At 63.3% G+C, this 23,472-nt stretch carries 22 protein-coding genes; 15 read left to right on the top strand and 7 right to left on the bottom strand.

Annotated features, from left to right (window positions below; all coding sequences use genetic code 11):
• Positions 1-90: 90 nt before the first annotated feature.
• The 14 genes from phnC to urtE all read left to right on the top strand — a co-directional run bounded on the left by phnC (position 91) and on the right by urtE (position 19,108).
• On the top strand, positions 91-924 hold the full coding sequence (gene phnC, locus ACUTSC_RS08350) for a phosphonate ABC transporter ATP-binding protein (RefSeq protein ID WP_443003018.1): 834 nt from the start codon (positions 91-93) through the stop codon (positions 922-924).
• Positions 925-965: 41 nt separating this feature from the next.
• Positions 966-1,898: a phosphonate ABC transporter substrate-binding protein gene (gene phnD, locus ACUTSC_RS08345; RefSeq protein ID WP_019454696.1), complete on the top strand. Its 933-nt coding sequence runs from the start codon at positions 966-968 to the stop codon at positions 1,896-1,898.
• Positions 1,899-1,976: 78 nt separating this feature from the next.
• On the top strand, positions 1,977-2,840 hold the full coding sequence (gene phnE, locus ACUTSC_RS08340) for a phosphonate ABC transporter, permease protein PhnE (protein WP_019454695.1): 864 nt from the start codon (positions 1,977-1,979) through the stop codon (positions 2,838-2,840).
• Entirely contained in the window at positions 2,837-3,736 is a 900-nt protein-coding gene (gene phnE, locus ACUTSC_RS08335) for a phosphonate ABC transporter, permease protein PhnE (RefSeq protein WP_033637591.1), read from the top strand. Before phnE (ACUTSC_RS08340) ends, phnE (ACUTSC_RS08335) begins: the two co-directional genes overlap by 4 nt.
• 230 nt (positions 3,737-3,966) lie before the next feature.
• Positions 3,967-4,431, top strand: coding sequence for a YehS family protein (locus tag ACUTSC_RS08330; protein WP_004939471.1), 465 nt, complete (start codon positions 3,967-3,969; stop codon positions 4,429-4,431).
• A gap of 177 nt (positions 4,432-4,608) precedes the next feature.
• Positions 4,609-7,176, top strand: coding sequence for a putative mucin/carbohydrate-binding domain-containing protein (locus tag ACUTSC_RS08325; RefSeq protein ID WP_445653264.1), 2,568 nt, complete (start codon positions 4,609-4,611; stop codon positions 7,174-7,176).
• Positions 7,177-7,399: 223 nt separating this feature from the next.
• Positions 7,400-9,229 (top strand): allophanate hydrolase, encoded by a 1,830-nt coding sequence (gene atzF / locus ACUTSC_RS08320; protein WP_197773093.1) that lies wholly within the window; start codon positions 7,400-7,402, stop codon positions 9,227-9,229.
• Positions 9,230-9,231: 2 nt separating this feature from the next.
• A complete protein-coding gene (uca, locus tag ACUTSC_RS08315; RefSeq protein ID WP_443003022.1) occupies positions 9,232-12,852 on the top strand; it encodes an urea carboxylase in 3,621 nt (1,206 codons plus the stop codon).
• Between the two features lie 14 nt (positions 12,853-12,866).
• Positions 12,867-13,580 carry an FCD domain-containing protein gene (locus tag ACUTSC_RS08310; protein WP_197773173.1) on the top strand — a complete coding sequence of 238 codons (714 nt, stop codon included), beginning with the start codon at positions 12,867-12,869 and terminating at the stop codon, positions 13,578-13,580.
• 32 nt (positions 13,581-13,612) lie between these two features.
• Positions 13,613-14,881: an urea ABC transporter substrate-binding protein gene (gene urtA, locus ACUTSC_RS08305; RefSeq protein WP_197773094.1), complete on the top strand. Its 1,269-nt coding sequence runs from the start codon at positions 13,613-13,615 to the stop codon at positions 14,879-14,881.
• Between the two features lie 56 nt (positions 14,882-14,937).
• A complete protein-coding gene (gene urtB / locus ACUTSC_RS08300) occupies positions 14,938-16,518 on the top strand; it encodes an urea ABC transporter permease subunit UrtB (RefSeq protein WP_197766643.1) in 1,581 nt (526 codons plus the stop codon).
• A complete protein-coding gene (gene urtC / locus ACUTSC_RS08295) occupies positions 16,518-17,594 on the top strand; it encodes an urea ABC transporter permease subunit UrtC (RefSeq protein ID WP_149572084.1) in 1,077 nt (358 codons plus the stop codon). The genes urtB and urtC overlap by 1 nt, the downstream gene beginning before the upstream one ends.
• Positions 17,591-18,397, top strand: a complete 807-nt coding sequence (gene urtD / locus ACUTSC_RS08290) for an urea ABC transporter ATP-binding protein UrtD (protein WP_015377102.1) — start codon at positions 17,591-17,593, stop codon at positions 18,395-18,397. Before urtC ends, urtD begins: the two co-directional genes overlap by 4 nt.
• Before the next feature lie 12 nt (positions 18,398-18,409).
• Positions 18,410-19,108 carry an urea ABC transporter ATP-binding subunit UrtE gene (urtE, locus tag ACUTSC_RS08285; protein ID WP_445653263.1) on the top strand — a complete coding sequence of 233 codons (699 nt, stop codon included), beginning with the start codon at positions 18,410-18,412 and terminating at the stop codon, positions 19,106-19,108.
• 7 nt (positions 19,109-19,115) lie between these two features.
• On the opposite strand, the gene ACUTSC_RS08280 is transcribed toward urtE, so the two are convergent.
• A complete protein-coding gene (locus ACUTSC_RS08280; protein WP_443003025.1) occupies positions 19,116-19,415 on the bottom strand; it encodes a type II toxin-antitoxin system RelE/ParE family toxin in 300 nt (99 codons plus the stop codon).
• A complete protein-coding gene (locus tag ACUTSC_RS08275) occupies positions 19,400-19,663 on the bottom strand; it encodes a type II toxin-antitoxin system ParD family antitoxin (protein ID WP_123894195.1) in 264 nt (87 codons plus the stop codon). Before ACUTSC_RS08275 ends, ACUTSC_RS08280 begins: the two co-directional genes overlap by 16 nt.
• A gap of 134 nt (positions 19,664-19,797) precedes the next feature.
• On the opposite strand from ACUTSC_RS08275, the gene ACUTSC_RS08270 reads away from it, so the two are divergent.
• The gene (locus ACUTSC_RS08270) at positions 19,798-20,310 is read left to right on the top strand and encodes a DUF2165 family protein (RefSeq protein WP_197773096.1); all 513 of its coding nucleotides are present in this window, start codon (positions 19,798-19,800) and stop codon (positions 20,308-20,310) included.
• A 21-nt stretch (positions 20,311-20,331) separates the two neighbouring features.
• On the opposite strand, the gene ACUTSC_RS08265 is transcribed toward ACUTSC_RS08270, so the two are convergent.
• From ACUTSC_RS08265 to ACUTSC_RS08245, 5 genes are all read right to left on the bottom strand, one after another.
• Positions 20,332-20,844, bottom strand: a complete 513-nt coding sequence (locus ACUTSC_RS08265; RefSeq protein WP_197773097.1) for a GNAT family N-acetyltransferase — start codon at positions 20,842-20,844, stop codon at positions 20,332-20,334.
• A 24-nt stretch (positions 20,845-20,868) separates the two neighbouring features.
• Positions 20,869-21,174, bottom strand: a complete 306-nt coding sequence (locus tag ACUTSC_RS08260; RefSeq protein WP_443003028.1) for a type II toxin-antitoxin system RelE/ParE family toxin — start codon at positions 21,172-21,174, stop codon at positions 20,869-20,871.
• A 1-nt stretch (position 21,175) separates the two neighbouring features.
• Positions 21,176-21,436: a type II toxin-antitoxin system prevent-host-death family antitoxin gene (locus ACUTSC_RS08255; protein ID WP_197766638.1), complete on the bottom strand. Its 261-nt coding sequence runs from the start codon at positions 21,434-21,436 to the stop codon at positions 21,176-21,178.
• A 68-nt stretch (positions 21,437-21,504) separates the two neighbouring features.
• Positions 21,505-22,740, bottom strand: coding sequence for an FAD-dependent oxidoreductase (locus tag ACUTSC_RS08250; protein WP_197773099.1), 1,236 nt, complete (start codon positions 22,738-22,740; stop codon positions 21,505-21,507).
• A 76-nt stretch (positions 22,741-22,816) separates the two neighbouring features.
• Entirely contained in the window at positions 22,817-23,386 is a 570-nt protein-coding gene (locus ACUTSC_RS08245) for a DUF4865 family protein (protein WP_197766636.1), read from the bottom strand.
• Positions 23,387-23,472 lie beyond the last annotated feature (86 nt).

The raw sequence follows: 23,472 nt of genomic DNA, 5'->3' as shown, positions 1-23,472 counted from the left end.
GCCCCGGCCATAAAACGATCATCCCACTGTCATAAACTTATCCGTTAATAGGTGCCCATAATGATTAGCCACTGAAACCAGAGAAATCATATGGCTCAGGCACTGTTAAAATTGGCACAGCATGACTTTCCAGGGCAGCACGCCGCCGCATCCCGCAAAGTATTATCGGTAAAGGGACTCGGCAAGGCCTACAAAGCGCAGCAGCGCGTGCTGGATGACATCAATTTCGAGCTGCACGCCGGTGAATTCGTGGCGGTGATCGGCCGTTCCGGCGCGGGCAAGTCCACGCTGCTGCATACCCTGAACGGCACCATTCCTTCCAGCTGCGGCGAGATGCTGTACTTCGAAGACGATGGCGCGGCGCAGGATATCGCCCAGCTGGCCGGCCGCCAGATGCGCCAGTGGCGCGCGCGCTGCGGCATGATCTTCCAGGACTTTTGCCTGGTGCCGCGGCTGGACGTGATGACCAACGTGCTGTTGGGCCGTCTGAGCCACACTTCCACTCTGAAATCCTTCTTCAAACTGTTCGATGACGCCGACCGCGCTCGCGCCATCGAGCTGTTGCAGTGGCTCAACATGCTGCCGCACGCGCTGCAACGCGCCGAGAACCTCTCCGGCGGTCAAATGCAGCGCGTCGCCATCTGCCGCGCGCTGATGCAAAACCCGCAAATCCTGCTGGCCGATGAGCCGGTCGCGTCGCTCGATCCGAAAAACACTCGCCGCATCATGGACGCGCTGCAGAAAATCAGCGAAGACGGCATCGCGGTGATGGTGAACCTGCACTCGGTCGAACTGGTGAAAGAGTATTGCTCGCGGGTGATCGGCATCGCCCACGGGAAGATCGTGTTTGACGGGCATCCTTCGCAACTGAACGAACGGATCCTGCACCAGCTGTATGGCGAAGAAGCCAATCAGATCCATTGAAGCACTTTTGACCTTTACCCTTTACACACAAGGCACACCTGATGAAAAAAGTATTGAGTCTGACCACCCTGATGGCCGGCGCGATGATGGTATTTAATGCTGCCGCAGCGGATGCGCCGAAAGAGCTGAACCTGGGCATTCTCGGCGGCCAGAACGCCACCCAGCAGATCGGCGATAACCAGTGCGTGAAGCAGTTTCTGGATAAAGAGCTGAACGTCGATACCAAGCTGCGCAACTCGTCCGACTATTCCGGCGTGATCCAGGGCCTGCTGGGCGGCAAGATTGACCTGGTGCTGAGCATGTCGCCGTCGTCATTCGCTTCGGTCTACATCAAGGATCCGAAAGCGGTGGACATCGTCGGCATCGCGGTCGACGACGTCGACCAGTCGCGCGGCTACCACTCGGTGGTGGTGGTGAAGGCCGGTAGCCCGTACCAGAAACTGGAAGACCTGAAAGGCAAGGCCATCGGCTTCGCCGATCCGGATTCCACCTCCGGCTTCCTGATCCCGAACCAGGCGTTTAAAAAGCTGTTCGGCGGCACGGTCGACAACAAATACAACAACACCTTCTCCAGCGTCACCTTCTCCGGCGGCCACGAGCAGGACATTCTCGGCGTGTTGAACGGCCAGTTCGAAGGCGCGGTGACCTGGGCGTCGATGATCGGCGACTACAACACCGGCTACACCAGCGGCGCGTTCACCCGCATGATCCGCATGGATCACCCTGACCTGATGAAACAGATCCGCATCATCTGGCAGTCGCCGCTGATCCCGAACGGCCCGATCCTGGTGAGCAACTCGCTGCCGGCCGACTTCAAGGCCAAAGTGGTCACCGCGATCAAGAAGCTGGATAAAGACGATCACCAGTGCTTTATCAAAGCGATGGGCGGCAAACAGCACATCGGCGACACCACCCTGGCGGAATACCAGAACATCATCGATATGAAGCGCGAGCTGACCAAAGGCGACCGTTAATTCCCGGCTGCCTCGGCCGTCCGAATGAAGGGGTTCAGCGTGCTGAACCCCTTGTTCCATAAAGATGGAAGACCTCTTTTGAATACCGATTTCGCACACTATTATCAACGGATCCGCAGCAAGCAAAAGCGCGAAGCGCTGCTGTGGTCGCTCGGGCTGGTGGTGCTGTACCTGGGCGCCGGCAACCTCGCCGAGTTCAACCTGCACACCGTCTGGGTGTCTATTCCGCACTTCTTCGACTACCTGGCCGAAACCATTCCGACGCTGCATTGGCATTTACTGTTCGCCGACGGGCGCACCGAGGGCTCGCTGGCCTACTGGGGTTACCGCCTGAATATCCAGCTGCCGCTGATCTGGGAGACCCTGCAGTTGGCGCTGGCGGCGACCATTTTCTCTGTGCTGGTGGCGACCGTGCTGGCGTTTCTGGCGGCCGGCAACACCTATACCCCGGCCTCGGTGCGGCTGGCGATCCGCACGCTGGTGGCGTTTTTGCGCACCATGCCGGAGCTGGCGTGGGCGGTGATGTTCGTGATGGCGTTCGGCATCGGCGCCATTCCCGGCTTCCTGGCGCTGGCGCTGCACACCATCGGCAGCCTGACCAAGCTGTTCTACGAATCGATAGAAACCGCCTCCAACAAACCGGTGCGCGGGCTGGCGGCCTGCGGCGCCACGCCGCTGCAGCGCATGCGCTTCGGCCTGTGGCCGCAGGTGAAGCCGGTGTTTCTCTCCTACAGCTTCATGCGGCTGGAGATCAACTTCCGTCAGTCGACCATTTTGGGGCTGGTGGGCGCGGGCGGCATCGGCCAGGAGCTGATGACCAACATTAAACTCGACCGCTACGATCAGGTCAGCATGACGCTGCTGTTGATCATCGTGGTGGTTTCCGTGCTCGACTACGTGTCGGGCGAGCTGCGCAAGCGCGTGGTGGAGGGGGCAAAATGATAGCGGGCACTCCGGCGTCGGCGGAAACGCTGCGCCAGTTGAAACAACAGCATCCGGCGATCTTCGCGCAGCAGGGGCGCTACCTGCGCACCGTCGGCCTGATCGCGCTGGCGATCGTGCTGTACTACGTGTTCTTCTTCCTGGTCTTCGGCATTACCTGGCCGCAGTTTATCAACGGCTGTCAGCAGCTGGGGCGCTATTTCCTGCGCATGTTCGTCTGGCACGACTTCGTCAACTGGCCGTTCATGTACTACTTCCAGCAGATCGGCATCACCATCGCCATCGTGTTCGCCGGCACCATCACCGCGTCGCTGATCGCGCTGCCGCTGTCGTTCTTCGCCGCGCGCAACGTGATGTCGACGCCGCTGCTGCGGCCGATCTCCGTGCTGGTGCGCCGCTTGCTGGACGTGCTGCGCGGTATCGACATGGCGATCTGGGGGCTGATCTTCGTGCGCGCCGTCGGCATGGGGCCGCTGGCCGGGGTGTTGGCGATCGTGATGCAGGACGTCGGGCTGCTGGGCAAACTGTACGCCGAAGGGCACGAGGCGGTGGACAAATCCCCCAGCCGCGGCCTGACGGCGGTGGGCGCCAACGGGTTGCAGAAGCACCGCTACGGCATTTTCACCCAATCGTTCCCCACCTTCCTGGCGCTCAGCCTGTACCAGATCGAGTCCAACACCCGCTCTGCGGCGGTGCTGGGCTTCGTCGGCGCCGGCGGCATCGGCCTGGTGTACGCGGAAAACATGCGGCTGTGGAACTGGGACGTGGTGATGTTCATCACCCTGATCCTGGTGGTGGTGGTGATGATCATGGATAAGGTCTCGTCGATGCTGCGCAACAAGTACATCATCGGCGAAGACATCCCGCTGTATCAGCAAAAAAGCCAAATCGATTGAGAAACCCCTTGCCGATCCCTATACTGCCGCACATTCAAGGTGTGCGGCCATACCCGTCGTACTTCGAGCTGCCTCTTTGTTGGCTGCATTTGCGCGCCCCGGTCACATAGTTAACTATGCTCCGGGGGCTTACAAATTTGCCGCCGCGATGCAACTCCAATTATTTTGGGTATGGGGCATTTTTTACAATGCGCACGTCCCCGTTAGACAAGTAAAGGCAATGCAATCCCATGATGAACAACGACGTGCTGCGCAGCGTGCGCTATATGCTGAGCATTAACAACGCCAAAATGGTCGAGATTATCAAACTGGACGATTTCGAGGTGGCGGTGTCGGCGATGGACGCTTACGTGATCAAAGAAGGCGAGCCGGGCTACGAGAAGTGCCCGGACGAAGTGATGGCGCACTTCCTCAACGGCCTGGTGTTCTTCAAGCGCGGCAAGGACGACAAGTTCCCGGCGCCGGCGGTTGAGCTGCCGATCACCAATAACCTGGTGCTGAAAAAGCTGCGCGTGGCGTTTGAGCTGAAAGACACCGACATGCACCAGATCTTCACCGCGGTGGACTTCCGTATCTCCAAGCCGGAGCTGAGCGCGCTGTTCCGCAAAGAAGGCACCAAGAACTACCGCCCATGCGGCGATCAGATGCTGCGCTACTTCCTCAAAGGGTTGGCGCAGCGCGTTCGCGGCGAGTAATACGCAGCGTTCACCGAGCCTCAGGCGCAATCGCAAGGTTGCGCCTTTTTTATTGCCGCTCTCCCGCCCGCCGTTGTTGTACAGGCCCTCAGCCATCCACCATCGATGGTGGGCGGGCCGCCCCTCCGGTTACTTTCTCATGGTCAATTCAATCACCCCAACCATGAGGAAAGCAGGATGCCAACCATCACGAAAACCCAATCACTTTACACGTTGACCCGGCCGGTCTGGCTGGATGCGGCAGGCATGAGCAAAGGTATCGATCACGATCGCCAGCACCTGGGCATCATTCTCGCCGCTGGGCAGGTGCTGCGAGTGCGGCAGACCAACGCGGCGTTTACCGGCAAGCTCACGCTGCGCTTGCTGAATGACGACAGCAAAACGGAGGCTGAATTCAGCGTCGGCGCGAGCTGGGTCGAGGCCCAGGTCAATGCCGTCTCGGTGCCGTTCATCGATACGCCGTACGGGCAGGGCGAACCGGCGCTGGAGTTCGAGTATCCGGACACGGCGAAAGCGCTGCCGGTTTATCGCCGCGGCGAAAACGAAGCCGCATTCTTCGCCCGTTGGGACGATCGGGACGCCGAGTTTGCGCTGGTCGATGCGGAATACGCGGTGTTGCTGGTGCCGAAAATCAGTAAACCGGCGCTGAAGTCGCTGGGCGAAGCGAAAAACATCGACGGGCTGATCGCCTACTATGACCGCATTTTCACCTTCTACAATGCGCTGACCGGCGTCTCGTTCGAGGCTGAACACGAATCCGATCGCAATATTCGCAACCGCTACTTTATGAAGGCCGATAAACACGGCGCCGGCGCCGCGTATTACGGCGGCCGCTGGACGGCGGAAACCAGCGACTCGGTCAGCAGCTTCTGGCTGACGCCGAAAGACAGCAACTGGGGCAGCCTGCATGAGATCGCGCACGGCTATCAGGGGCACTTTATGGGCGACAAATATTTCTCCACCGGTGAGATGTGGAACAATATTTACGCCGCTTGCTATCAGGACGTGATGCTGGGAGAGCGCAAATACCAGGAAGGGTGGCTGTATAACTACGGCAACGCGGCCGGCGTCGAGAAGAAAATCGTCGATCTGATCGCTCAGGGCACGCCGCTCAACCAATGGGATCTGCGCTCCAAGCTGTTCTTCGCGATGCTGATGGTCGACAAGGCAGGCAAGAACGCCTTCACGCACTTTAACCAGCAATATCGCCAAAGCTGCAATACGCCGGGCTTCGTGCCGTCCGAACATACCTTGCTGGACCTGCTGTCGGCAAGCTTCGCCGCGGCCGGCGAGCAAATCGACGTGACGCCGTTTGTCGAGCTGACCGGCGGCGTGATCACCCAAACGCAGCGCGATCTCAACGCGTTCAGCCACGCCAAGGCGGTGTACCCGCTGTATCAACTGGTGGATGCGCAGAGTTTGCCGGCGGTGCAGGCACAGCTGAAGCTGGATTCCTCCCTGCGCCTGGTCGATTCCTCTCAGCTCAAGGCGAGCGGCCTGAAAGGCGATGTCACCCTGAGTCTGGATATCGATGACTTTGCGCAGATCTACGGTGAGGAGCTTGTGCTGATGGAAGGGGCGCGCTATGCCCACAAGGTCCGTATCGACGCGCCGACCCTGGCCCTGAATGCGTTGCCGATCGGCGTGTACACTCTGCGGTTGCCGACCGGTAAAGATCGCAAATACCGGCCGACGGCGGGTTACCTGACGGTGAAACAGGGGAAAAGCGCGGTGACGCTTCGCTTCGAGCGCAAAGCCGCTTCGCCGATCGTGTCGCAGGAGATCAATCTGTTGGGCCTGAGCGATGCGGTCTTCGCCACCGTGGTCGTCGATCGCGCCAAAGGGGCGGTGGTGGTTGACGTGACCAGCACCACGCCGCACGCCTACTTCCCGGGTGAAACCTATGCCCGGGTGACGCTGCGCGATCGGCAGGGTGCGGTGCGCTTCAGCAAAGAGGTTCAGGGCACTCAGGCTACGTTAAGTCACGACGAGCTGCCGTTTGCTGAGGGTGATGACATCGAGATTTATCATGTGGAGCCGAGCCGGGTGCGTTTGAATCCGGCGGCGGCCGGCGTCATCGATAACAAAAACAAAACCAACGTGCTGCGTATCGAAACCAGCGGGCTGAAAAACCCGGCGTTGCCCGGCGATCCCGAGCAGGCGCTGCTGACGCGCCTGGAACAGGCGGCGCAGCGTTTGCGCCGGCTGCTGCCGGCCTACTACGCGCCATCGTCGTCGTTCAAGGACGATATTTATCTGGCGATCGGCGCCTTTGCCGAGCCGCAGCGCGAGCCGCTGTTGGCGACCTATCGGGATTGCCTGCCGGCCGACAATACGCCGCCGGGCGCTGACGTCGGCAATGCGTTTACCGTGGCCGGCAAAGGGATTGGCGATCGCCAGTTTCTGACCTGCGCCGTCGATCTGGTGAAGAAAACCGTGACCGTGACGCTGGCGGCGGGGATTGCTCACCACTACTTTGCCGACAGCTACGCTTTCCTTAGCGTGACGGATGCGGACGGTAATACCTTGCTCAGCTACGACGTCATCGGCAGCCAAAATCAACAGGCTAAAAGCTGGGTGCTGCCGCTGTCAGGCTACGGCGGTGAGGTGATCCATCTGCGGCATGAAGAGCCGGACAACCGTCTGGCGGTCGTCAACGAGATGCAGCACGTGCGGCTGGCGGAGAAGGGCAAGCAACAGACCTACTGCATTACGCCGGTCGGTTTGAAACGCATCAAGGATTGATCCCCATCGGCCTCCCGGGGCGGCGAGTATCGTCGCCCCGATTTTCCTCTGTATCATCTCCTTATTGCACTCTTTTTGTTCTCCCGCTGCGCGCCGCTGGTGCAGGCCGTTCACCCTTGCCGTCATAAGTTTTAATTATAATTTATTGAAATCATGAGATTAAAAATTGGCACGCCGGTTGCTCTGTTGAATCCCATCTTGTGTACCAGATGGAATTCAGCCGATGAGCGACCCTGTTGAAACGTGCGGTTTTACCCTCAGTGAATGGCAGCACCATTATCAAACCCGTCCGGCGGGTGAGCGCCTCGCCTGCGTCAGCGCGACGATCGAAACCCTGATCGCCGGGCTGAACCCGGACGATAACGCCTGGCTGTATCTCGCCACGCCGGCGCAGCGCGAGCAGCAGTATCGGCAGCTCGCGCAGTTGCTGGCGGCGGTCGACGGCGATCTCAGCCGCCTGCCGCTGTTCGGCGTGCCCTTCGCCATCAAAGACAATATCGACGTCGGTGGCTGGCCGACCAGCGCCGCCTGCCCGGCGTTCACCTATCAGGCCGCGGCGGACGCCACCGTGGTCGCGAACCTGCGCGCCGCCGGGGCGATCGCCCTCGGTAAAACCAACCTCGACCAGTTCGCTACCGGGTTGGTGGGCACCCGCTCACCTTATGGCGCGGTGGTCAACAGCTTCGACAGCCGCTACGTCAGCGGCGGTTCCAGCTCCGGCTCCGCCTCAGTGGTGGCGCGCGGCCTGGTGCCGTTCGCGCTGGGCACCGACACCGCCGGTTCGGGGCGCGTGCCCGCCGGGTTCAACAACATCGTCGGGCTGAAGCCGACCAAAGGGCGGTTGTCCAACCGCGGCGTGGTGCCGGCCTGCCGGTTGAACGATACGGTGTCGGTCTTCGCGCTGACGGTGGCCGATGCGGCGCAGGTGGCGGAACTGGCGAGTGGCTTTGACGCGGCAGATCCGTATTCCCGCCCCGATCCGCATACCGCGCCGGCGGATATTCCCGCCGCGCCGCGTTTCGCCATCCCCGCCCAGCTGGAGTTTTTCGGTGACGTTCAGGCCGAGCGGGCGTTTCACCGCGCGCTGGCGCAGCTGCAGGCGGGCGGCGCCACGCTGGAACCCCTCGATTTCGCGCCGTTTCGCACCCTGGCGGAGCAGCTGTATTACGGCCCCTGGGTGGCGGAGCGTACGGTGGCGATTGAGCAGGTGCTGGAAGCGAGCCCACAGGCTATCGACCCGGTGGTGCGTGGCATCGTCGGCAACGGCCTGAGCTACAGCGCCTGCGACGCCTACAAGGCGGAATACCTGCGCGCCGAGCTGACGCGGCAAATTGCTCAGCGGCTGGCGCCGTTCGACGCGCTGGTGGTGCCGACTGCGCCCACTATCCGCACCCTGGCGGAGATGGCGCAGGAGCCGGTGCTGTTCAATTCGCAGTTCGGCACTTACACCAATTTCACCAACCTGGCCGATCTGAGCGCGCTGGCGCTGCCGGGGCCGCTGCGCGAAGACGGGCTGCCGGCGGGCATCACCCTGATTGCGCCCGCCTGGCATGACCGGGCGCTGGCGGCGTTTGGCCTGCGCTGGCAACGGCAAAGCGCCTTACCGCTCGGGGCTACCGGCCGGGCATTGCCGCCGCAGCCCACGCCGGCCCCGTCAGCGGGACACGTGCGTCTGGCGGTAGTGGGCGCTCACCTCAGCGGTATGCCGCTCAACGTCCAGCTGACGCAGCGCGACGCGGTGCGGGTGGAGCAAACCGTCACCGCACCCTGTTACCGCCTCTACGCGCTGGCCGATACCGAGCCGCCGAAACCGGGGCTGGCGCGCGCGGCGCAGGGAGCGGCGATCCGTCTTGAGCTGTGGGACATCCCGCTGGCCCGTTTCGGCGAGTTTGTGGCGGAAATCCCGTCGCCCTTGGGCATCGGCACGCTGCTGCTGGCGGACGGCCGGCGGGTTAAGGGGTTTATCTGCGAAGCCTGGGCGCTGGAAGGCGCCACGGATATTACCGAGTTTGGCGGCTGGCGTGACTATCTCGCCGGCGTTAAGGGGGCATGAACATGTTTACTACCGTACTGATCGCTAACCGCGGAGAGATCGCCTGCCGCGCCATTCGCACCCTGAAACGCCTGGGCGTCACCAGCGTAGCGGTCTATTCCGACGCCGACCGCAATGCGCCGCACGTTACCGAGGCCGACAGGGCAGTGGCGCTCGGCGGCGACAAGGCCGCCGACAGCTACCTGTGCATTGACAAAATCCTCGCGGCGGCGGCGGCCACCGGCGCGCAGGGGATCTACCCCGGCTACGGCTTTTTGTCCGAGAGCGCCGAGTTTGCCGACGCCTGCGAGGCGGCGGGCATCGCCTTTATCGGCCCGACGGCGGCGCAGATCCGCGAGTTTGGCCTCAAGCATCGGGCGCGCGAGCTGGCGGCGTTGGCCGGAGTGCCGATGACGCCGGGCACCGGCTTGCTGGAGAGCGTCGAGCAGGCGGTTACCGCCGCCGCGCGCATCGGCTACCCGGTGATGCTGAAAAGCACCGCCGGCGGTGGCGGCATCGGTCTGACGCGCTGTGACGACGAGGCGGCGCTGCGCGACGCCTACGACAGCGTCAAACGGCTGGGAGAACAGTTCTTCCGCGACGCCGGCGCCTTTATCGAACGCTTCGTCGATCGGGCGCGCCACGTCGAGGTGCAGATTTTCGGCGACGGCCAGGGGCGGGTGGTGGCGCTCGGCGAGCGCGACTGCTCGCTGCAGCGCCGCAACCAAAAGGTGGTGGAAGAAACCCCGGCGCCACACCTGCCGGCGTCGACCCGCCAGGCGCTGCATCGGGCGGCGGTGGCGCTGGGCGAATCGGTGAATTACCGCAGCGCCGGCACCGTGGAATTCATTTACGACGCCGCGCGTGACGAGTTTTACTTCCTGGAAGTGAACACCCGCTTACAGGTCGAGCACCCGATCACCGAGATGGTCACCGGCCTGGATCTGATCGAAGGCATGCTGCAGGTGGCGGCGGGCGACGCGCTGGATTGGGCGGCGCTGCAACGCGCGCCGCAGGGCGTGGCGATCGAAGTGCGTCTCTACGCCGAAGATCCGCTGAAAAACTTCCAGCCCAGCCCCGGCGTGCTGACTGAGGTGCATTTCCCTGACGACGTGCGCCTCGACGGTTGGGTAGCGACCGGCAGCGAAGTCTCGGCGTTTTACGACCCGATGATCGCCAAGCTGATCGTGCACGGCGCGGATCGGGAGCAGGCGCTGGAAAAACTGCGCGTGGCGCTGGCGGCGACCCGTTTGCACGGCATCGCCACCAACCTCGACTATCTGCGGCAGGTGATCGCCACGCCGCAATTTCAGCGCGGCGACGTTTGGACGCGCCTGCTGGACGAGGTGCGTTTCCAACCGCACTGCCTCGAAGTGCTGCAACCCGGCACCTACAGCAGCGTGCAGGATTATCCCGGCCGCCTCGGCTATTGGGACATCGGCGTGCCGCCGTCCGGCCCGATGGACGACTTCGCGTTCCGGCTGGCTAACCGCATCGTCGGCAACCACCCGGCGGCCGCCGGGCTCGAGTTTACCCTGCAGGGGCCGACGCTGCGCTTTCACTGCGACGCCACTATCGCGCTGACGGGTGCCAGCTGCCCGGCCGATTTGGACGGCGAAGCGATCGCTTACTGGCGGCCGATCGCGGTGCGGGCCGGGCAGGTGCTGACGCTGGGGCGCGCCACGCACGGCTGCCGCACCTATCTGGCGGTACGCAACGGCTTCGACGTGCCGGTGTATCTCGGCAGCCGCTCCACCTTTGCGCTCGGGCAGTTTGGCGGCCACGCCGGGCGTACCCTGCGCGTGGCGGACATGCTGGCGATCGCTCAACCGGCGCTGGCCGCCAGCACCACGCCGGCGCCGATCGCCGCGCCGCAGGCGATGGACGACAGCCTGATCCCGCACTACGGCGACCAGTGGCACATCGGCGTGCTGTACGGGCCGCATGGCGCGCCGGACTTTTTCACCACTGAATCAATAGAGGCCTTCTTCGCCACCGACTGGCAGGTGCATTACAACTCCAACCGCCTCGGCGTGCGCCTGTCGGGGCCGAAGCCCGAGTGGGCGAGAGAGGACGGCGGCGAAGCCGGTTTGCATCCTTCCAACGTGCACGACTGCGAGTACGCGATCGGTGCCATCAATTTCACCGGCGACTTCCCGGTGATCCTGACCCGCGACGGGCCAAGCCTCGGCGGCTTCGTCTGCCCGGTGACCATCGCCAAGGCCGAGTTGTGGAAAGTGGGGCAGGTGAAGCCGGGCGACCGCATCCGGTTTCATCCGATCGGCTTTCGCCAGGCGCAGTCGCTGGAGCAGGCGCAGCTGGGTAGCATCGAAGCGCTGGCGGCGGTGAAGGCCATCACCCTGCCGCCGCCGGATCTGGCCCCGGCGGAGACCGTTTCCGCCGCGGTGCTGGCGGCACTGCCGGCGGCGGAAGGGCGCCCGGCGGTGGCGTATCGCCAGGCGGGGGACGGTTACATTCTGATGGAGTACGGCGACAACGTGCTCGATCTGGCGCTGAGGCTGCGCATCCATCTGCTGATGCAGTCGCTGCGAGAGGAGGCGATACCGGGCGTGGCGGAGCTGGCGCCGGGCGTGCGTTCGCTGCAGATCCGCTACGACAGCCGGCTGATAAGCCAGGCCGATCTGCTGCAGCGCCTGCTGGCGCGCGAACGGGCGCTGGGGGACGTAAGCCGCCTGAAGGTGCCGACGCGCACCGTCTGGCTGCCGATGGCGTTCGAGGATTCGGCCACGCTGGGCGCGGTGGATCGCTATCAGCAGACGGTGCGCGCTTCGGCGCCCTGGCTGCCGAACAACGTCGATTTCATCCAGCGCATCAACGGCCTGAGCCAACGCGAGCAGGTGCGCGACATTCTGTTCGACGCCAGCTACCTGATCCTCGGATTGGGAGACGTTTACCTCGGCGCGCCCTGCGCGGTGCCGCTCGATCCGCGCCATCGCTTGCTGAGCTCCAAATATAACCCGGCGCGCACCCACACCGCCGAAGGGACGGTCGGCATCGGCGGCATGTACATGTGCATCTACGGCATGGACTCGCCGGGCGGTTACCAACTGGTGGGGCGCACGCTGCCGATCTGGAACAAATTCCTCAAAAACCCGCAGTTCACCGCCGGTGAGCCCTGGCTGCTGCGCTTCTTCGATCAGGTGCGCTTCTACCCGGTCAGCGAGCAAGAACTGGACGAGCAGCGCGAAGCGTTCCGCGAAGGGCGCATGCAGGTGCGCATCGAAGAGAGCGAATTCGACTTCGCCGCCTACACCGATTTCCTGGCCGATAACGCCGAGGCGATCGCCGACTTCCAGCATCGCCAGCAGCAGGCGTTCAGCGCCGAAGTGGCGCGCTGGCGCAGCGATGACGACGAGGCCGAGGCGCAGCTGTTGCCGCCGGTTGAAGAAGACGCGATCGACGGCGATCTGGTCAGCGCCGATCTGAACGGCAGCGTGTGGAAGATCCTGGTGGAGCCGGGGCAGGCGGTGGCGGCCGGGCAGCCGCTGATCGTGGTCGAGGCGATGAAGATGGAATTGGCGGTCACCGCGCCGCGCGCCGGGATCGTCAAACGCATCAGTTGCCGGCAGGGGCGACCGGTCGGGCCGGGCGACGCCCTGCTGTGGCTGGAAAAAGCGGTCTGAACGGAGGGGCGATGATGCAAATCACCAACGGGGAGCACAAGGCACGGCCCGAGGGGCTGGCGGAGCGCATTTATCTGCAGCTCAAGGCCGACATCTTCGAGTTTCGCCTGCTGCCGGGCGATCGATTCAGCGAAAGCGACGTGGCGCAGCGCATGGCGGCCAGCCGCACGCCGGTGCGCCAGGCGCTGTTTCGGCTCGAGCGCGAAGGCTATGTCGAGGTGCTGTTTCGCAGCGGCTGGCAGGTGCGGCCGTTCGACTTCGCCTATTTCGAAGAGCTGTACGACCTGCGCATCGTGCTGGAACAAGAGGCGGTGAAACGGCTATGCGAATGGCCGGCCGGGGAAACGCCGGCCGCGCTGGCGGCGCTGAACCGTTTTTGGACCGAAGCGCCGCGTCTGGCGGACGGCCAGGCGGTGTCGCAGCACGATGAGCAGTTTCATCAGGCGTTGGTGGCCGCGGCGGGCAACGGCGAGATGGCGCGCATTCACCGCGAACTGACCGAAAAGATCCGCATCATTCGCCGGCTGGATTTCACCCAGCAGGCGCGGGTGGACGCCACCTACCGCGAACACGCCGCCATTTTGCAGGCGATCCTGCAGCGGCAAAGTGGGGCGGCGCAAGCGCTGCTCGGCGAGCATATTGCCGTCAGCAAGGCAGAGGTACGAAAAATAACGCTGCACATGTTGCATCAGGCGCGGGCCCAGCAGCCCGCGCGCTCGGCGCAATGATTTTGATTTCACACACATCAGGAGTTTGAACTATGCAACGTCGTCGTTTTATCAAAGCTTTTGCGCTGTCCGCCGCCGCGATCGGCCTGGGCCTGGCCTGGAGCGCGCAGGCCGCCGATACCATCAAGGTCGGCATTCTGAGTTCGCTCTCCGGCACCATGGCGATTTCCGAAACGCCGCTGAAGGATGTGGCGCTGATGACCATCGACGAGATCAACGCCAAAGGCGGGGTGCTCGGTAAAAAGCTGGAGCCGGTGGTGGTGGATCCGGCCTCCAACTGGCCGCTGTTCGCCGAGAAGGCGCGCCAGCTGCTGAGCCAGGATAAGGTGGCGGCGGTGTTCGGCTGCTGGACCTCGGTGTCGCGCAAATCGGTGTTGCCGGTGTTTGAGGAGCTGAATGGGCTGCTGTTCTACCCGGTGCAATACGAAGGCGAAGAGATGTCGCCGAACGTGTTCTACACCGGCGCGGCGCCGAACCAGCAGGCGATCCCGGCGGTGGAATACCTGCTGAGCGAGGACGGCGGCGGCGCCAAACGCTTCTTCCTGCTGGGCACCGATTACGTCTATCCGCGCACCACCAACAAGATCCTGCGCGCCTTCCTGCACAGCAAAGGCGTGCAGGACAAGGATATTGAAGAGGTCTACACGCCGTTCGGTTACAGCGATTACCAGACCATCGTCGCCAACATCAAGAAGTTTGCCGCCGGCGGCAACACGGCGGTGATCTCCACCATCAACGGCGACTCCAACGTACCGTTCTACAAAGAGCTGGCCAACCAGGGCGTCAAGGCCACCGACGTGCCGGTGATCGCCTTCTCGGTCGGCGAGGAAGAGCTGCGCGGCATCGATACCCAACCGCTGGTGGGCAACCTGGCGGCCTGGAACTACTTCGAATCGCTGGATAACCCGACCAACAAGCAGTTTGTCAGCCAGTGGAAAGCCTACGCCAAGGCGCACAACCTGCCGAATTACGCCACCGCGGTCACCAACGATCCGATGGAGGCCACCTACGTCGGCCTGCACATGTGGGCGCAGGCGGTGGAAAAGGCCGGCACCACCGACGTCGATAAGGTGCGCGCGGCGATGGCCGGGCAAACCTTCGCCGCGCCGTCGGGCTTCACGCTGACCATGGACCAGACCAACCACCACCTGCACAAGCCGGTGATGATCGGCGAGATCGAGGGCAACGGCCAGTTCAATGTGGTGTGGCAGACCGAAGCGCCGGTGCGCGCGCAGCCGTGGAGTCCGTATATCGCCGGCAACGACAAGAAGCCGGATTACCCGGTGAAGGGCAGCAAGTAACGTCACTCAGCGCCGGCGCGGCCCAACGCCCGCCGGCCCAACAGAAGAGGCAGCTGATGCAATCTCCGTTTTTATCCTCTCTGCGCGTCGGGCTGTGGCTGCTGTGCGCCTGGCCCCTGCTGGCGCAGGCCGGGCCGGCCGATGAGTTTGCGGCGGCCAACCGTGCGCAGCAGGCCAAACTGCTGCAGGCGTGGGCGGCCGAGCCGGACGCCGCGCGCCTGTCGTTGCTGCAGGGGCTGCAGCAGGAAACCGTGGCGATCGACGGGGCGAAGCGCGCCTTTATCCGCCAGGGCGATCGCTATCTGCCGCTCGAGGGCGAGGCGGCCCCGGTTGGCGAACCGAAGAAGGTGTGGCTGAACAACCGGCTGCGCATTCTGATCGCCAACGCATTGTCGGCGCAGCGGCTGGTCAGCGCGGACGCGGCGGTGCGGCTGCAGGCGGCGAGCGCGCTGCAGCGCGAAGCGAACGGCGAACAGCTGCCGCTGTTGGCCCGGCAGCTGGCGCGGGAAACAGACCCGCAGGTGCATCAGGTACTGAGCCTGGCGCTGGCTAACCTGCAGCTGGCCGACGGCAATCCGCAGGTGCGTTTCAATGCGGTGCGGCTGTTGGGCGAATCGGGCGAGCCGGACACCCGCGCGCGGCTGCAAGCGTTGACCGACGTGGCCAATGAACCGGACGCCGCGGTGCGCGCCGAGGCGCAACGCAGCCTGCAGCAGGTGCAGCATCGCCTGATGATCGGCGATCTGCTCGGCCAGGCGTTCAGCGGCCTGTCGCTCGGTTCAATCCTGCTGCTGGCGGCGCTCGGGCTGGCGATCACTTACGGCCTGCTCGGCGTCATCAATATGGCGCACGGCGAAATGCTGATGCTCGGTGCCTATTCCGCCTACCTGGTGCAGGGGCTGTTTCAGCAGTTTGCGCCGCACTGGCTGGCGCTCTACCCGCTGGCGGCGCTGCCGGTGGCGTTCGCCATCACCGCCGGGATCGGCATGCTGCTTGAGCGCACGGTGATCCGCCACCTGTACGGCCGGCCGCTGGAGACCCTGCTGGCCACCTGGGGCATCAGCCTGGTGTTGATCCAGCTGGTGCGGGTGCTGTTCGGGGCGCAGAACGTGGAGGTCGCCAACCCGGCGTGGCTGTCGGGCGGCGTGCAGCTGCTGCCGAACCTGGTGCTGCCGTGGAACCGCATCGCGGTGATCGCGTTCGTGCTCTTGGTGCTGGCGATGACCTGGCTGCTGCTGAACAAGACCCGGCTCGGCATGAACGTGCGCGCGGTGACGCAAAACCGCGCGATGGCGGCCTGCTGCGGCGTGCCCACCGGGCGGGTGGACATGCTGGCCTTCGGGTTGGGATCCGGCATCGCCGGGCTCGGCGGGGTGGCGCTGTCGCAGTTGGGCAACGTCGGGCCGGAGCTGGGGCAAGGCTACATCATCGATTCGTTCCTGGTGGTGGTGCTCGGCGGCGTCGGCCAACTGGCGGGGACGGTGGCGGCGGCCTTCGGCCTCGGCATCGTCAACAAGATCCTCGAGCCGCAGATCGGCGCCGTGTTGGGCAAGATCCTGATCCTGGTGCTGATCGTTCTGTTTATTCAAAAGCGTCCGCAGGGGCTGTTCGCCCTCAAGGGCAGGGTGATTGACTGATGAGCCAACCATTGACCGTAACCGGCGTGCAGAAAGCGCCTCGGCTGGCGTTGAGCATCGGCGCGCTGGCGTTGCTGGCGCTGCTGGTGATGCCGTTCATGACGCTGTTACCGGCGGATCATCCGCTGGCGGTGTCCACCTATACCCTGACGCTGGCGGGCAAGATCCTGTGCTACGCGGTGGTGGCGGTGGCGCTCGATCTGGTATGGGGCTATGCCGGGCTGCTGTCGCTCGGCCACGGGCTGTTCTTCGCGCTCGGCGGCTACGCCATGGGCATGTACCTGATGCGGCAGGCGGCGGGCGACGGGCTGCCGGCGTTTATGGCGTTCCTCTCCTGGAATGAGCTGCCGTGGTTCTGGAGCGGCACCCAGCATTTCGCCTGGGCGCTGTGCCTGATCGTGCTGGTGCCGGGCCTGCTGGCCTTCCTGTTCGGCTACTTCGCCTTCCGCTCGAAAATTAAAGGGGTGTATTTCTCGATCATGACCCAGGCGCTGACCTATGCCGGCATGCTGCTGTTCTTTCGCAACGAGACCGGCTTCGGCGGCAATAACGGTTTTACCGGTTTCACCACGCTGCTCGGCTTTCCCATCACCGCCGCCGGTACGCGGGTGGCGCTGTTTCTGGCGACGGTGCTGCTGCTGGCCGCCAGCCTGGCCATCGGCTTTGCGCTGGCGCGCAGCAAATTCGGCCGGGTGCTGACCGCAGTGCGCGATGCGGAAAACCGGCTGACCTTCTGCGGCTACGATCCGAAGGGGTTCAAGCTGTTCGTCTGGACGCTGTCGGCGGTGCTGTGCGGGCTGGCCGGCGCACTCTATGTGCCGCAGGTCGGCATCATCAACCCCGGCGAAATGTCGCCGACCAACTCGATCGAGGCCGCCATCTGGGTGGCGCTCGGCGGGCGCGGCACGCTGGTGGGGCCGCTGCTCGGCGCCGGCATCGTCAACGGCGCCAAGAGCTGGTTCACCATGGCCATTCCCGAATACTGGCAGTTCTTCCTCGGCCTGATGTTTATCGTCGTCACGCTGTTTCTGCCCAAAGGGGTGATCGGCCTGCTGCGCCGGAGGAAAACCTCATGAAAGCGATGCAAGTGACCGACGAGCTGTTTACCCACCCGCTGCCGGCGGATAAATACCGGCAGCAAACCGATCCGGTGCTGCAGCTCGACAACGTCAACGTCAGCTTCGACGGTTTTCGCGCGCTGACCGATCTGTCGCTGCGCATTGGCGTCGGCGAACTGCGCTGCGTGATCGGCCCCAACGGCGCCGGCAAGACCACGCTGATGGATGTGATCACCGGCAAGACCCGGCCGGACAGCGGCAGGGTGTTTTACGATCAGACCGTCGATCTGACCCGGCTGGCGCCGATGCAGATCGCCCACGCCGGCATCGGCCGCAAGTTTCAAAAACCGACGGTGTTCGAGGCGCTGACGGTATTCGAGAATCTGGAGATCGCGCAGAAAACCCGCAAGTCGGTGTGGGCCTGCTTGCGCGCTCGGTTAAGCAGCGAGCAGCGCGACCGCATCGACGAGATGCTGAAGACCCTGCGGCTGGGGCATGAGCGCCACCGGCCCGCCGGGTTACTGTCCCACGGGCAGAAACAGTTTCTCGAGATCGGCATGCTGCTGGTGCAGGAGCCGCACCTGCTGCTGCTCGACGAGCCGGCGGCCGGCATGACCGACGCCGAAACCGACTACACCGCCGAACTGTTCCGCGAGCTGGCAGGCAAGCATTCGCTGATGGTGGTGGAGCACGATATGGGGTTTGTGGAAACCATCGCCGATCGCGTGACGGTGCTGCACCAGGGGCAGGTGCTGGCGGAAGGATCGCTGGCACAGGTGCAGGCCGATGAACGGGTGATTGAGGTATATCTGGGGCGCTGAGGAGGCGTAACGATGCTGCAGGTAGAGGAATTGAATCAGTATTACGGCGGCAGCCACATTCTGCGCGGCATGTCGTTCGAGGCGCGCATCGGCGAGGTGACCTGCCTGCTGGGGCGCAATGGCGTGGGCAAGACCACGCTGCTGAAATGCCTGATGGGGCTGGTCCCGGCGCGCAGCGGCAGCGTCCGTTGGCAGGGCGAAACCATCACCGGTAAAAAGCCGCATCAGCGGGTGCAGGCGGGCATCGCCTATGTGCCGCAGGGGCGGGAGATTTTCCCGCGCCTGACGGTGGAGGAAAATCTGCTGATGGGGCTGGCGCGCTTTTCCGGCGCCGCCGCACGCACGGTGCCGGATCCGATCTATGACTTGTTTCCGGTGCTGCGGCAAATGAAGGATCGGCGCGGCGGCGATCTCTCCGGCGGGCAGCAGCAGCAGCTGGCGATCGGCCGGGCGCTGGCCTGCCGGCCGCAGCTGTTGATCCTCGACGAGCCGACGGAAGGGATCCAGCCTTCGGTGATCAAGGAGATCGGCGCGGTGATCAAGCAGCTGGCGGCGAAGGGCGATATGGCGATCCTGCTGGTGGAACAGTTCTATGACTTTGCCGCCGATCTGGCGGACAGCTATCTGGTGATGTCGCGCGGCAGCATCGTGCAGCGCGGCGCCGGCAGCAATATGGAACAGGACGGCGTACGCGGGCTGGTGGCGATTTGACGTTGGATCAGCTGAAAAAGGATCGGCTGAGCGGATCGCGGGAATGATGCAGCACTCTGATGATATTCACCTCCCGCCTGTGCTGTCGAAAATAAATCAGGTGGTTGGCGACGGGCAATACCCATAGGCCGGGGCAGGTTTCATCGAGGTTTTTGCCGAGTTGGTGGTGGCTAAGGTTATCGAAAGCCTGATGCAGGCGGCGCAGATAATCTTCGGCCACCTGTAAGCCAAAGCGCGCCAACCCGTAAAAATAGATCTCTTCCATATCGTCCAACGCTTTTGGACGAATGGTTACTTTTCTGCGCATCCTTTTGCTTTGCTCCGTATTCTTTCCATGAACACATCACGATCCCATTCGACGGCCTCACCGCTGTTTTCTCCTTCGGCGATCAAGCGCCTAAGCTCTTCCAACTTTGAGGTGGCGGTACGTTCGCGCAAGGTGCGCACCGATTCGCGGATGACTTCACTGGGCGTGCGGTAATCGCCGCTGGCCACCAGGTCTTCGACGAAGCTACGCAGCTCGTCACCCAGATCTACCGTTAATGTTCTGCCCATTGTTCCTCCTCACTTTCGGCTATGCTGCGTCATTGTAAGATTAGTTCTTACATTGTGCACGTCAAACTCTCAGGATCTCAATAGCGGTCCCGTCATGAGGGCGGGAGTCACCCGTTTATTCATTAAGGATAACCATGAACGAAATCACTGTGTCACGCCTCGGTTGCATTGTCCTGTCCCTGTTTCCGGCCCTGTGGGGGCTGTTCAGCCTGTTGAACAATACGGCGGATTTCGCCGGCACCGCGCGCAATGCGGTGGGGCCGCTGCTCGCCATGCAGGATACCTATCAAACGCCGGGGCTGATGTGGCGCGCGATCAGCGCCGACTGGGCCTGCATGTTGGGGTTGGCTGTCATCACCACGCTGGAAACGCTGGCCGGCCTATTCGCGGCCGCAGGCGTGGTGCTGATGATCGGGCGATTGAAAGGCCCTTACGCCGCCTTCGCCAAGGGTAAAGCCTGGGCGATGCTGGGGGCGCTTTGCGCGATCGCGGTGTGGGGTATCGGTTTTATGGTGGTCGCCGGCGACTGGTTCATGGCCTGGCAGGCCAAGCAGGATCCGCTGGCGGTGCAGCTGGGGGCGCTGATCTACCTGGCGCCCAATGCGTTTGCCTTGCTGTACCTGATGCTGCAGCGGGAGCCGCGCTGACGACGGCGGAGCGGGGCGCGGTTACAGCGCCTTGCTCATATACCAGATGCCTATCGAGCCCTGGGCGCTGGTGTAGCAGGTCTCGCCACAAATGCTCAATCCCCGGCGCTGATAGAAGCGTTGGGCGCCGGTGTTGCGTTGCAGCACCTCCAGCCACAGCGTCTTCTGCCGGCGCTCGATGGCCCGCTGTTGCACCTGTTCGAACAGGCGCTGGCCATAGCCGTTGCCGGCATGGCCCGGCAGGAAATAGATTTTCTGCAGCTCTGCGCCGCGGGTTTGCGTTGGCGCCAGCAGGCTGTCGACGTTGAGCCGCGCATAGCCGACAAGGGCGTCATCCTCATAGGCCAACAGCCAGCACACGTCGGGATCGCGCAGCGTCCGTTCCAGCGCGGAGACGGAAAAATCCTCAGCCAGAAAGGCCTCCAGCTCGTGCGGGTAGCGCCACAGCTCACCGAAGTGCGCGCGATAGGTGCGGATGCCGATATCGCGCACCTGCGTTAAATCTTCCAGCAATGCCTGACGGACGGTGAACATCTGTGCCCCTTTGAGTAAGAAAAGTTACAGCCGTTGTTCCAGATGCCGGTGGGGCACCATCGCCTGATGCAGAATGGCAAGCACGGTGATACCGGCAGGGCGACTGCGGTAGTAGATCCTATGGCTGGCGTAAGGAAAACTGTGTATCTCTTCGCCCAAATCGTGAAAGTGGGCCTTACCCGCTTCCGGCATGTCCGCCAGATGATGCATGACCTCTCTCAACTGCTCAAGATAGCGGCGAGATTGCGCTTTTCCCCAGTGCTCGACGGTGAAATGACGAATAGCCAGCAGATCTTGTTGGGCTTGCGGGGTGAGGCGAAACGCGGGCATATCAGTCGGTTTCGTCGGTGAACAGACGGTTGAAGAAGGCATCGCCGTCTACTGCCTTACCGGCGTCTTCCTCGGCGGTAGCCTGCGCGATTTTTTGCTGCAGCGCGCGTAATTTGAGATCTTCCAGCGCCTGGTAGTCTTCTACCGACATGACAACGGCGACCGGTTTGCCGTTGCGATTGATTTGCACCGGCTCACGCTGCGCCTTGAGCAGCAAATCGCCGAATTGGGTTTTGGCCTCGTTCGCGCTGAGTGCGTACATTTAATCGCTCCAGTTAATTAAATCGTTCGATTTAACCATTATACGGTGCGATGGAAAAACAACCAATATTATTCCGGCGGGCAGGTTTCGTTGGACAGATGTCGCGGCGTTTCACGGCGAAAACCCAGGCCGATGATGCGGCCGAACAGGCGCGGTAGCCAGCGGCTGTTGCCGACGCGGGCGATCAGGCGCGAACCGCCCGCCGCGCGGCGTTCACCCGGCTTGCGCTGGCTCATTTTGATCTGCAAAAACTGGATGGCCCGGGTGGGCAATTCGCGGCGGCGCTGCACGCTCAGCAAATGCTTCAGCTGCAGCCGATGCTGGCGCAGCGGCGGGATCAGGGCGTTGGCGGCGGCCACCGCGTCCTGAATCGCCAGGTTGACGCCCACGCCGCCGATCGGCGACATGGCGTGCGCGGCGTCGCCGATGCACAGTACCCCCGGCTTGGCCCAGCGATCCAGACGATCGATGCGGATGCTCAGCAGCTTCACCTGATCCCACTCGACGATCTCCTGCAGGCGATCGTCCTGGAATGGCGCCACCTCGGCGAGGTGCAGCAAAAATTTCTCCAGGCCGCTGCGGCGGATCGCGTCGAAGCTGCCTTTATCGATCGAGTAGCCGCACTGCCAGTAGTCGCCGCGATCGATCATGATGAAGTTCTGCTTCGGTCCGGTATGGCCCATCGACCAGGCCGGATCGCCCGGCTGCTTGCTGAGCTTCATCCACAATACGTCGCGCGGGGCGCCGAAGGAGCGGCTGCTGAGCGCCGCCTGTTCGCGCACCACCGAGTTGCGGCCGTCGGTGCCGATCACCAGCTGGCTGCGCACGCGGATCGGGCCTTCCGGCGTGTCGGCCAGCACGCCGCATACCTGGCCGCGGTCGTAGAGTAGCTGATGAACCTGCGTCGAGGTGAGCAGCCTGAAATGGGGGAATGCGGCGGCCTGCTGCGCCAAAAAGTTGAGGAACTCCCACTGCGGCATAAAGGCGATAAATTTGCAGCGCGTCGGCAGGCGGGTGAAATCCGCCAGCTTAATGTCGCGCCCGGCGACTTCGGCGTGCAGGGATTCAGCGCGCTGGTGTGGCAGCGTCAGCAGTTCGTCGAGCAGGCCCAGCTGGTGCATGACTTCCAGCGTCGACGGGTGAATGGTGTCACCGCGAAAATCGCGCAGGAAGTCGGCGTGCTTCTCCAGCACCGTCACGTCGATCCCCGCCCGCGCCAGCAGATAGCCGAGCATCAGCCCGGCGGGGCCGCCTCCCACGATGCAGCAGGTGGTGGCGTAAGGTGTGATCGGTGATGACGGCATGGCGGTTGACCCCGGAGAGCGGCCCGCATCCCGCGAACCGCAAATGAATGTTTAGTGTTGATAATGATTATCAATATCAAGTTTGGCTGTCAACCCGCGGTGCAGTGTGGTCAAAGGGGGCGGACAGATGGCCGACGCGGAACAGCTGGCCGTTTTGCACGGGGGACTGCGGCGGTTCACGCCATAAATCCAGCCGCACTAATCGCCACTCGGCGGGATCGAACGCCACGATGGAGGCCAGCGCGCCGGGGGCCGCCTGCTGTTGCCGACGCAGCGCAGGCAGATCGCTGTAGGAGACGATGGCCCGTTCCTGGCAGCTCGCCCACGCCGTCCCGGCCAGATGAGGGCGATCGAAATGCGCCAGCCACGGCAGCCAATGATTGACGCGCGGCCAGCCGAACGCCTGGCTGAGCCCCCTGAAACCCTCGCCGGTCAGGAAGTCGCTCATGCCGGCGCTGCTGTTCCACAGGTAGAAGGGCGCGTAGAGGTTCTCGGCGCTGCCTTCGCTGCGCTGCGCGTACAGATAGGCTTTGACGATCAGCTGCGGGCAGGCGTCGAGCCGGTGGCCGAAATCGGCGATGCGGCGGCGGACGATCGCCATGTCGTAATCGGCGGGCAGGGTGAAACGGTATTGCATCGCGAGCATAAGGATTCTCCGGAAAGACATTGACCGGGAGAGCGTGACACGCCATCTTTATCAGTAAAATCGGTATTATTTTGATTGATGGTTCA

Source organism: Serratia sp. TSA_105.2, from assembly GCF_052692115.1.
This window is presented reverse-complemented; position numbering and strand designations above follow the sequence as displayed.

Excerpts from the sequence above, each read along its gene's own strand:
- urtC (WP_149572084.1), top strand. The coding sequence starts at position 16,518 with ATGAGCCAACCATTGACCGTAACCGGCGTGCAGAAAGCGCCTCGGCTG.
- ACUTSC_RS08260 (WP_443003028.1), bottom strand. The coding sequence starts at position 21,174 with ATGCCCGCGTTTCGCCTCACCCCGCAAGCCCAACAAGATCTGCTGGCT.
- phnD (WP_019454696.1), top strand. The coding sequence starts at position 966 with ATGAAAAAAGTATTGAGTCTGACCACCCTGATGGCCGGCGCGATGATG.
- ACUTSC_RS08330 (WP_004939471.1), top strand. The coding sequence starts at position 3,967 with ATGATGAACAACGACGTGCTGCGCAGCGTGCGCTATATGCTGAGCATT.
- uca (WP_443003022.1), top strand. The coding sequence starts at position 9,232 with ATGTTTACTACCGTACTGATCGCTAACCGCGGAGAGATCGCCTGCCGC.
- ACUTSC_RS08310 (WP_197773173.1), top strand. The coding sequence starts at position 12,867 with ATGCAAATCACCAACGGGGAGCACAAGGCACGGCCCGAGGGGCTGGCG.
- ACUTSC_RS08245 (WP_197766636.1), bottom strand. The coding sequence starts at position 23,386 with ATGCTCGCGATGCAATACCGTTTCACCCTGCCCGCCGATTACGACATG.
- ACUTSC_RS08265 (WP_197773097.1), bottom strand. The coding sequence starts at position 20,844 with ATGTTCACCGTCCGTCAGGCATTGCTGGAAGATTTAACGCAGGTGCGC.
- ACUTSC_RS08250 (WP_197773099.1), bottom strand. The coding sequence starts at position 22,740 with ATGCCGTCATCACCGATCACACCTTACGCCACCACCTGCTGCATCGTG.
- ACUTSC_RS08325 (WP_445653264.1), top strand. The coding sequence starts at position 4,609 with ATGCCAACCATCACGAAAACCCAATCACTTTACACGTTGACCCGGCCG.
- ACUTSC_RS08280 (WP_443003025.1), bottom strand. The coding sequence starts at position 19,415 with ATGCGCAGAAAAGTAACCATTCGTCCAAAAGCGTTGGACGATATGGAA.
- urtB (WP_197766643.1), top strand. The coding sequence starts at position 14,938 with ATGCAATCTCCGTTTTTATCCTCTCTGCGCGTCGGGCTGTGGCTGCTG.
- atzF (WP_197773093.1), top strand. The coding sequence starts at position 7,400 with ATGAGCGACCCTGTTGAAACGTGCGGTTTTACCCTCAGTGAATGGCAG.
- phnE (WP_033637591.1), top strand. The coding sequence starts at position 2,837 with ATGATAGCGGGCACTCCGGCGTCGGCGGAAACGCTGCGCCAGTTGAAA.
- ACUTSC_RS08270 (WP_197773096.1), top strand. The coding sequence starts at position 19,798 with ATGAACGAAATCACTGTGTCACGCCTCGGTTGCATTGTCCTGTCCCTG.
- urtE (WP_445653263.1), top strand. The coding sequence starts at position 18,410 with ATGCTGCAGGTAGAGGAATTGAATCAGTATTACGGCGGCAGCCACATT.
- urtA (WP_197773094.1), top strand. The coding sequence starts at position 13,613 with ATGCAACGTCGTCGTTTTATCAAAGCTTTTGCGCTGTCCGCCGCCGCG.
- urtD (WP_015377102.1), top strand. The coding sequence starts at position 17,591 with ATGAAAGCGATGCAAGTGACCGACGAGCTGTTTACCCACCCGCTGCCG.
- phnC (WP_443003018.1), top strand. The coding sequence starts at position 91 with ATGGCTCAGGCACTGTTAAAATTGGCACAGCATGACTTTCCAGGGCAG.
- ACUTSC_RS08275 (WP_123894195.1), bottom strand. The coding sequence starts at position 19,663 with ATGGGCAGAACATTAACGGTAGATCTGGGTGACGAGCTGCGTAGCTTC.
- ACUTSC_RS08255 (WP_197766638.1), bottom strand. The coding sequence starts at position 21,436 with ATGTACGCACTCAGCGCGAACGAGGCCAAAACCCAATTCGGCGATTTG.